Genomic DNA, 9000 nt, shown 5'->3' with positions numbered 1-9000 from the left:
GCGCCCCCGTCATCGTCCTGGCGGCATGGGGGGTGGCCGCCCACGCGGCAGAGATGACGGTCGCGGGGATCACCTTCAGCGACGCGGAAGGCGGCTTCGTGCTCGAATCCGCAACCGGGACCGGGCGGCTCGACGACCCCTTCGTGGTGGTCGAGCGGATCACCGGCAAGGGCGAGGCGGCGCTCACCGTCACCGGCCTGACGCCGGCCTTCGGCAACCGGGTCGGCACCGCGCATCTGGCCGGCTTCGCCCTGGTCAAGGTGGTGCACAACGACACCGCGGAGACCTGGCGCGACTTCCCGGTCGAGCTGCAGGAGCAGCGCGGCGATCAAAGCCCTTATGGCGACGGCCTGTCCTTCGCCCAGGCGCCCGACGCGGTGCGCGGCATCCGCGCCGACCGCTTCACCGCGGCCCAGATGTATGACGAGCCGCGCGACATGGTGCTGTTCCACGACGGCACGGTGGCGCCCGGCGCGGTGCTGGTGCTGCGCGTCGTGGTCACCGACAACACTCCGTCGGCGCATTTCTACGTGGTGCAGCGGCGGATCCAGCCGACCGCGTCCCTGCCGCCGCCGCGGCGCGTCGCCCGGGCCCTGCCGTGAAAGCGGCGATATCCGGCCTGCTGCTGTGCCTGTGGTTCGCGGGCGCCGCGCTGGCTGGCGAGATCTCGGCCGCCGGGCTGGTGTTCAGCGATGCCGAGGGCGGCTTCGTGCTGGAATCGGCCAGCGGGACCGGGCGGCTCGACGATCCCTTCGTGGTGGTCGAACGGATCACCGGCAACGGCGAGGCGGCGCTGACCATCACCGGGCTGACCACCGGCTTCGGCAACCGCATCGCCACCGCCCATCTCACCGGCTTCGCCCTGACCAAGGTGGTGCGCAACGACACCAACCAGACCTGGCAGGACTTTCCGGTCGAGCTGGAGCGGAGGCGCGGCGAGGGCAGCACCTATGATGATGGCCTGTCCTTCGCCCAGGGGCCGCATGTTATCCGCTCGATCTGGGCCGAGGGCTTCGCCTCCGGCCGGGTGGTCGACGAGCCGCATGACGGCCTGGTGTTCGAGGGCGGCACGATTCCGCCCGGCGGCACGGTGACGTTGCATCTGGTGGTCACCGACAACATGCCGGCCGGGCCGATCTATCTGGTGCAGCGCCGCCTGGCGCCGACCGCACTGCTGCTGCCCGGCCGGCGCCGGATGGGCGCCACGCCGTCCTAGCCCGGCCTGCCCCCTGGCTGGCGGCGCCGGTCCTCGCTATATCCAACAGGCCCGGCACGACCGGCCGGGCCGGGACGAGGCCCATGCAGATCTTCCGCCACACCGAGACCCTGCCGGCAGCGGCGCGCGGCGCGGTGGTCGCCATCGGCAATTTCGACGGCGTGCATCGCGGCCACCAGACCGTGGTCGCGGCGGCCCAGGCCGAGGCGCGGCGCCTCGGCGTGCCGCTCTGCGTGCTCAGCTTCGAGCCGCATCCGCGCAGCCTGTTCCGCCCCGACGACCCGCCGTTCCGGCTGACCCCGTTCCGGATCAAGGCGCGGCTGCTGGAGGCGCTGGGCGTCGACCTGCATGTGGTGCTGCATTTCGACCGGGCCCTCGCCGCCCGCTCGGCCGAGGATTTCATTCAGACCATTCTGGTCGGGGCGATGGGCGCCCGCCATGTCGTGGTCGGCTATGATTTCTGCTTCGGCCACCGCCGCGCCGGCACGCCGGAGACGCTGACCGGCTTCGGCCGGCGGCTCGGCTTCGGCGTCACCATCGTCACCCAGGCCTCTGACGAGACCGGCGGCCTCTATTCCTCAAGCCGGGCGCGCGAGCTGCTGGCCGCCGGCGACACCCATGGCGCCGCCGAGATCCTGGGCCGGCCCTGGGAGATCGAGGGCCGGGTCGAGCATGGCGACAAGCGCGGCCGCGAGCTCGGCTTCCCGACCGCCAATGTCGAGCTCGGCGACTTCCTGCGCCCGGCCTACGGCATCTACGCCGTGCGCTGCGCCGTCGACGAGGGCGGGCCGCTGGTGTGGCACGACGGCGTCGCCAATCTCGGCATCCGGCCGATGTGGCGGACCGAGACGCCGCTGCTCGAGGCCTATCTGTTCGACTTCTCCGGCGACCTCTACCACCGCCACCTGCGGGTGCAGCTGGTGGAGTGGCTGCGCGGCGAGGAGAAGTTCGACTCGCTCGAGGCGCTGGTCGCCCAGATCGACCGCGACTGCGAGGCGGCGCGGCAGGTGCTGGCCCGGTGAGGCGCTACCAGGTCAGTTCGGCCATTCTTCCGCCGGCCAGTTCCGCGCCGTGTGGATCACGCGCAGAATGACGACGCTTTCCCGGCCAGCAATCGGCCGCAGCTCATAGGCGATGATATAGGGGAGGCGGCTCACCGACGTCTCGTAGGTGCCGGTCACGCGGCCAGGCCGGCCTGAGGCAAGGTTGCCAAGAGCTTCGCCCGCATCTCGAAGGCGATCGGCGATCCGCCTTGCGGCCAGGGGATTATCCCGCGCGATGAATGCAACCTGACCTTTGACGTCGTTCAGGGCTTCGCGCGACCAGCCGACAGGCCGCTTCACGCCTTGCCCGAACGCTTCGCTTCGGCCGCCTCGATGGCGGCATAGATTTCAGCCATAGCCTCATCGTGCGGCACGATCCGTCCGGCCTCTGCTCCGGCCATGCCACGCTTGATGCCCTCGATGATTTCAAGCTCGCGATCGACATAGGCCGCAACCGCTTCGCCAGCGAGGAACGACTTGCTCCGCCGGGTGCCGACCGCGATCCGTTCGAGCTTTTCTTTTACATCGGGTCTGATCCGAATCGTCATCGTGGTGCTGGCGGTCATCGCACAACCTCTGTGTTTACTTGTACACATTCTGGCACACCCTCGACGTACTCTCCAGGTCGGTTGCGCGCCTTGACCCCGGGCGCCGGTCCGGTACGATGGGGTCCATGCGCAAGCCGGCCGCCCTGTTCCGAATTATCCGCCCGGCCCTCTGACGGGGGTCGGGTCACCGCGCCGCGCGCACCCCTCGCATCATGCCGCTCCACGGCCCGCCGGGTCGTCCGGCTGGCATCCGATCGTCAAAGCGGGTATTGACCCCCGCGTGGATCCACGAGCCTTCATGCCATGACCGTACAGCCTGCCGAGACACCGGGCGCCGCCGCCGATCCGGCCGCGCCCGACTACCGATCCACCGTCTTCCTGCCGAAGACGGACTTCCCGATGCGTGGCGGCCTGCCGCAGAAGGAGCCGGAGCTGCTGGCCCGCTGGGCGGCGAACGACCTGCTGGGCCGGATCCGCGCCGCGTCGAAGGGCCGGGAAAAATTCGTCCTGCATGACGGCCCGCCCTACGCCAATGGCGACATCCATATCGGCCATGCCGTCAACAAGATCCTGAAGGACATCGTCGTCCGCACCCGCCAGATGCTGGGCCGGGATTCGGTCTATGTCCCGGGCTGGGACTGCCACGGCCTGCCGATCGAGTGGAAGATCGAGGAGAAGTACCGCAAGGCCGGCCAGGACAAGGATGCGGTGCCGGTGCTGCAGTTCCGCGAGGAATGCCGCGCCTTCGCCAAGCATTGGGTCGGGGTGCAGTCGGAGCAGTTCCAGCGCCTCGGCGTGATGGGCGACTGGGCCGACCCGTACCTGACCATGACCGACCCGGCCGAGGCGCAGATCGTCCGAGAGATCCACAAGTTCCTGATGAATGGCGGGCTGTATCGCGGGCTGAAGCCGGTGCTGTGGTCGGTGGTCGAGAAGACCGCTTTGGCCGAGGCCGAGGTCGAGTACCAGGACATCACCTCGGACATGGTCTGGGTGCGCTTCCCGGTGGCCAAGGCGTCGCGGCCGTCGCTCGACGGCGCCGCGGCGGTGGCCTGGACCACCACGCCCTGGACCTTGCCGGCCAACCGCGCCATCGCCTATGGGCCGGATTTCGAATACGGCGTCTACCAGGTCGACACCGTGGCCGAGGGCAGCCTGGCGAAGGTCGGCGAGACCCTGGTGCTGGCCACGGCGCTGGCCGATGCGGTGGCCAAGGACCTCGCCGTCACCGGCTGGACCGCGATCGACAAGTTCCCGGGCTCGGACTTCGCCGGCACCGTCGCCCGCCATCCGCTGGCGGGGCAGGGCTATGAGTTCGAGGTGCCGTTCCTGCCCGCCGGCCATGTCACGGTCGATGCCGGCACCGGCCTGGTCCACACCGCGCCCAGCCACGGCGCCGACGATTTCGATCTCGGCCGCGCCCACGGCATCCCCGCCACCGAGACGGTGACCGAGGACGGCAGCTACCATGTCAGCGTGCCGCTGTTCGCCGGCCATGTGATCTATCGGCCCGACGGCAAGAAGGGCGACGCCAACAAGGTCGTCACCGCGGCGGTCGAGGCCGCCGGCGGCCTGCTGGCCCGCGGCCAGATCCGCCACTCCTACCCGCACAGCTGGCGGTCCAAGGCGCCGCTGATCTTCCGCGCCACGCCGCAATGGTTCATCTCGATGGAGACGAACGGGCTGCGCGAGACGGCGCTGGCGGCGCTGAAGCAGACCCGCTTCGTGCCGGAGCAGGGCTACAACCGCCTGTCCTCGATGATCGAGAGCCGGCCGGACTGGGTGATCAGCCGCCAGCGCGCCTGGGGCGTGCCGATCGCGATCTTCGTCGACAAGGCGACCGGCGAGCCGCTGCGCGACACCGCGGTGTGCCAGCGCATCGCCGCGACCTTCGAGCTCGAAGGCGCCGACGCCTGGTACAAGCACGACGCCCAGTTCTTCCTCGGCAACTCCTTCAAGGCCGAGGATTACGAGCAGGTCCTCGACATCGTCGACGTCTGGTTCGAATCCGGCTCGACCCACGCCTTCGTGCTGGAGCAGCGGCCGGATCTGAAATGGCCGGCCGACCTCTATCTCGAGGGCTCGGACCAGCATCGCGGCTGGTTCCACTCCTCGCTGCTGGAAAGCTGCGGCACGCGCGGCCGGGCGCCCTACGACGCGGTGCTGACCCACGGCTTCGTGCTCGACGAGCAGAGCCGGAAGATGTCGAAGTCGCTCGGCAACGTGGTGGCGCCGCAGACGGTGGTCGACCAGTCCGGCGCCGACATCCTGCGCCTCTGGGTGGTCTCGACCGACTATTCCGAGGACATGCGCGTCGGCAAGGAGATCCTGAAGTACCAGGCCGACGCCTATCGCCGGCTGCGCAACACGCTGCGCTACCTGCTGGGTGCCCTCGACGGCTTCGAGGACAGCGAGCGCCTGCCCGCCGCCGAGCTGCCGGAGCTGGAGCGCTGGGTGCTGCACCGGCTGTGGGAGCTGGACGGCACCATCCGCCGGGCGATCGAGGCCTACGACTTCCATGCCATGTCCACGGCGCTGCACAATTTCTGCGCCGTCGACCTGTCGGCCTTCTACTTCGACATCCGCAAGGACTCGCTGTACTGCGACCGGCCGGACGATCCGCGCCGCCGCGCCGTACGCACCGTGCTCGACACCCTGTTCGACCACCTGACGGTCTGGCTGGCGCCGATCCTCTGCTTCACGGCGGAGGAGGCGTGGCTGGCCCGGCATGGCGACGGGCCGGAGGTCAGCGTCCATCTCCGCACCTTCCCGGAGGTGCCGGAGGCGTGGCGCGACGACGCCCTGGCTTCGCGCTGGGCCCGGCTGCGCGACCTGCGCCGCGTGGTCACCGGCGCGCTGGAGCTAGAGCGTGGGGAGAAGCGTATTGGCTCGTCGCTGCAGGCCCATCCGGTGGTGTATGCGGGACCGACCGAGGCCGAGCTTCTGGCCAGTCTCGATTTCGCAGAAATCTGCATAACGTCTGGCCTGACTGTCAAAACCGAGGGCAATCCGTTGCCGCCAGTACCTTCGGAGAACGGAACCCTGCCTCAGGGCGTAGGGATGAAGATCGGCGAGAGGTTCTTCGTCACCGGTGGCCCGAATATTTCGGTTGAGAGCCGGACCTCAGAAGGCCATCGCTGCGACCGTTGCTGGCGGGTCCTGCCGGAGGTCGGCACTGTCGCGGCCCATCCCGACCTTTGCGAGCGCTGCGCCGACACGGTCGACGCGGTTGGCCCTGGGGCCGGGGCGTCGGCATGACCGATGCGCGGCTGTTCCGGCGCGGCCTGATCATCGCGGTGCTGGTCCTGATCGCCGACCAGATCAGCAAGTGGTGGGTGCTGAAGGGCGTGTTCGGGCTGGCCGAGCCGATCACCACCGTCAGCTGGGCGCCGCCGATCCGGATCACCGGCTTCCTCGATTTCGCCATGGTCTGGAACTATGGAATCAGCTTCGGTCTCCTCGCCGGCGACGCGCCGCTGGTGCGCTGGGGGCTGTCGGCGGTCGCGGTCGCCGTCGTTGCGGGCCTTCTGGTGTGGCTCGCGCGCAACGATCGCGGCCTCGTCGCCTTCGGCGTCGGGCTGATCATCGGCGGGGCGATCGGGAATGTGATCGACCGGCTGCGCTTCGGCGCCGTCGCCGATTTCTTGCATTTTCACGCCGGGGAGTATTCCTTCTGGGTGTTCAACGTGGCCGACAGCGCGATCAGCATCGGGGTGATGCTGCTGATCGCCGACAGTCTGTTCGGCCGGCGCACGCATCCGGTGACGGCGCAGCAGAGGGACAGATCGTGAGCGGGCAGTCTCGTTTTCTCCAGTCAACCTCCCCTTCCCAGCCCGGCCGGGCGCGGCGGGGCCGGCTGGTCACGCTGACCGGCCTGGTCGTCGCCACCCTGGCCATCGTCGGCTGCGGCGAGAACAACCAGACGGTGCAGGAGATGATCGGCTACGACCGGTCGACTCCGGACGAGTTCGCGGTGATGCCCCGCGCGCCGCTGGCCATGCCGACCTCGATGGACGAGCTGCCGCCGCCGACGCCGGGCGCGCCGCGGCCGCAGGAGGCCCAGCCGCGCGAGCAGGCCGAGGCCATCCTGTTCGGCCAGGGCCAGAAGGTGACGCGCGGCCAGGCCGGCCCGACCGCGGTCGGCCCCGGCGCCTCCGCGGTGCTGGCCAAGGCCGGGCAGGCGCAGCCGGACATCCGCTCGACCGTCGACCAGGAAACGTCGCAGATCGCGGCCAGCGAGGACGGCCTGGTCGATCGGCTGATGTTCTGGAACTCGAAGCCGCTGCCCGGCACCGTGGTCGACCCCTACAAGGAATCGGCGCGGCTCAACACCAATGCCGAGACCGGCAAGCCGTTGAGCACCGGCGACACGCCGATCATCATCCGCAAGCGCCAGGCGCCGCTCGAGGGCCTCGTCCCGAGCTTCTGAGGATTGTGAGTTCCACGGGCCGGCCGATGCCGGCCCTTTTCTTGATCCGACACGCTGCCGCACCGGAGGCGCCCGCCCATGTCCGATCTGACCCGCTCGCCCGCCTGGACCGCGCTCGACGCGCATCGCAAGGCGATGGAGGGCGTGCATATGCGCGACCTCTTCGCCGCCGACCCGAAGCGCTTCGACCGCTTCTCGCTGCGCCTCGGCGACGTGCTGCTCGATTATTCCAAGAACCGGGTGACCGACGAGACGCTGGGTCTCCTCTTCGCCCTGGCCCGCCAGCAGGACGTCGAGGGCTGGCGCGACCGCATGTTCACCGGTGACCTGATCAACGGCACCGAGCACCGCGCCGTGCTGCACACCGCTCTGCGGGCCGAGCTGTCCGGCTCGGTCGCCGTCGACGGCGAGAACGTGCTGCCCGAGGTGGCGGCGGTGCTGAAGCACATGCGCGAATTCTCCGACGCGGTGCGCGACGGCAGCTGGACCGGCCACACCGGCAAGCCGATCACCGATGTGATCAACATCGGCATCGGCGGCTCCGACCTCGGGCCGGTGATGGTGTCCGAGGCGCTGCGCCCGTACCAGCACCCGCGCATCACGCTGCATTTCGTCTCCAATGTCGACGGCACCCACATCGCCGAGACGCTGAAGCGGATCGACCCCGAGACCAGCCTGTTCCTGATCGCGTCGAAGACCTTCACGACGCAGGAGACGCTGACCAACGCCCACACCGCGCGGCGCTGGTTCCTGAAGTCCGGCGCGCCTGAGGCGGCGATCGCCAGGCATTTCGCCGCGCTGTCGACCAATGCGGCGGAGGTGTCGAAATTCGGCATCGACACCGCCAACATGTTCGGCTTCTGGGACTGGGTCGGCGGCCGTTACTCGGTGTGGTCGGCGATCGGCCTGCCGGTGATGATCGGCATCGGCGCCGACGCCTTCGAACGCTTCCTGGCCGGCGGCCGCGCCATGGACGCGCATTTCCGCTCGGCGCCGCTGGAGCAGAACCTGCCGGCGGTGCTGGGCATCCTCGGCGTCTGGTACGGCAATTTCTGGGACGCCCAGACCCATGCCGTGCTGCCCTACGACCAGTATCTGCACCGGCTGCCGGCCTATCTGCAGCAGGCGGATATGGAGTCGAACGGCAAGTCGGTTGACCGCCAGGGCCACCGGGTCGACTACCAGACCGGGCCGGTGATCTTCGGCGAGCCCGGCACCAACGGGCAGCACTCCTTCTACCAGCTGATCCACCAGGGGACGAAGGTCATCCCCTGCGATTTCATCGCGCCGGTGGAGAGCCACAACCCGGTCGACGACCACCACCCGATCCTGCTGTCCAACGTGCTGGCCCAGACCGAGGCGCTGATGGTCGGCAAGACGCCGGACCAGGTGCGGGCGGAGCTGACCAAGTCCGGCCTGTCCGGCGCGGCGCTGGAGACATTGCTGCCGTTCAAGGTGTTCGAGGGCAACCGCCCGTCCAACACCATCCTGGTGCGCACCGTCGATCCCTACACGCTGGGCCTGCTGGTCGCCCTGTACGAGCACAAGATCTTCGTCCAGGGCACCATCTGGAACATCTACTCCTTCGACCAGTGGGGGGTGGAGCTGGGCAAGCAGCTGGCCAAGGCGATCCAGCCCGAGCTGCTGGGCGAGAAGGCCCCGGGGCCGCATGACAGCTCGACCCTCGGCCTGCTCGCCGCGATCCGCGACTGGTCGTGACCTGCGCCGGCCGATCCATATCGAGCGCATATGGATCGGCCGGAA

General features: G+C 69.2%; 9 protein-coding genes. 7 read left to right on the top strand and 2 right to left on the bottom strand.

Annotation, left to right across the window (positions count from 1 at the left end; translation table 11 throughout):
• The first annotated feature begins 53 nt into the window (after window positions 1-53).
• The 3 genes from QFZ27_RS01585 (at window position 54) to QFZ27_RS01575 (ending at window position 2238) form a co-directional block, all read left to right on the top strand.
• Window positions 54-602, top strand: coding sequence for a hypothetical protein (locus tag QFZ27_RS01585; protein ID WP_429224328.1), 549 nt, complete (start codon window positions 54-56; stop codon window positions 600-602).
• On the top strand, window positions 599-1216 hold the full coding sequence (locus tag QFZ27_RS01580; RefSeq protein ID WP_429224327.1) for a hypothetical protein: 618 nt from the start codon (window positions 599-601) through the stop codon (window positions 1214-1216). The genes QFZ27_RS01585 and QFZ27_RS01580 overlap by 4 nt, the downstream gene beginning before the upstream one ends.
• Before the next feature lie 83 nt (window positions 1217-1299).
• Entirely contained in the window at window positions 1300-2238 is a 939-nt protein-coding gene (locus QFZ27_RS01575; RefSeq protein ID WP_429224326.1) for a bifunctional riboflavin kinase/FAD synthetase, read from the top strand.
• Window positions 2239-2250: 12 nt separating this feature from the next.
• Here the strand turns inward: QFZ27_RS01575 and QFZ27_RS01570 are convergent, their stop codons facing one another.
• Window positions 2251-2559 (bottom strand): type II toxin-antitoxin system RelE/ParE family toxin, encoded by a 309-nt coding sequence (locus tag QFZ27_RS01570; protein WP_429224325.1) that lies wholly within the window; start codon window positions 2557-2559, stop codon window positions 2251-2253.
• On the bottom strand, window positions 2556-2825 hold the full coding sequence (locus tag QFZ27_RS01565; protein WP_429224324.1) for a CopG family ribbon-helix-helix protein: 270 nt from the start codon (window positions 2823-2825) through the stop codon (window positions 2556-2558). The genes QFZ27_RS01570 and QFZ27_RS01565 overlap by 4 nt, the downstream gene beginning before the upstream one ends.
• A gap of 285 nt (window positions 2826-3110) precedes the next feature.
• Between QFZ27_RS01565 and ileS the strand changes: the two genes are divergently transcribed.
• The 4 genes from ileS to pgi all read left to right on the top strand — a co-directional run bounded on the left by ileS (window position 3111) and on the right by pgi (window position 8955).
• Window positions 3111-6065 carry an isoleucine--tRNA ligase gene (gene ileS, locus QFZ27_RS01560; protein WP_429224323.1) on the top strand — a complete coding sequence of 985 codons (2955 nt, stop codon included), beginning with the start codon at window positions 3111-3113 and terminating at the stop codon, window positions 6063-6065.
• On the top strand, window positions 6062-6598 hold the full coding sequence (lspA, locus tag QFZ27_RS01555) for a signal peptidase II (protein WP_429224322.1): 537 nt from the start codon (window positions 6062-6064) through the stop codon (window positions 6596-6598). Before ileS ends, lspA begins: the two co-directional genes overlap by 4 nt.
• The gene (locus QFZ27_RS01550; protein ID WP_429224321.1) at window positions 6595-7236 is read left to right on the top strand and encodes a DUF3035 domain-containing protein; all 642 of its coding nucleotides are present in this window, start codon (window positions 6595-6597) and stop codon (window positions 7234-7236) included. Before lspA ends, QFZ27_RS01550 begins: the two co-directional genes overlap by 4 nt.
• A 78-nt stretch (window positions 7237-7314) precedes the next feature.
• A complete protein-coding gene (pgi, locus tag QFZ27_RS01545) occupies window positions 7315-8955 on the top strand; it encodes a glucose-6-phosphate isomerase (RefSeq protein ID WP_429224320.1) in 1641 nt (546 codons plus the stop codon).
• Window positions 8956-9000 lie beyond the last annotated feature (45 nt).

The organism is Inquilinus ginsengisoli, from assembly GCF_050434925.1.
Classification (GTDB): Bacteria; Pseudomonadota; Alphaproteobacteria; order DSM-16000; family Inquilinaceae; genus Inquilinus; species Inquilinus ginsengisoli_B.
This window is presented reverse-complemented; position numbering and strand designations above follow the sequence as displayed.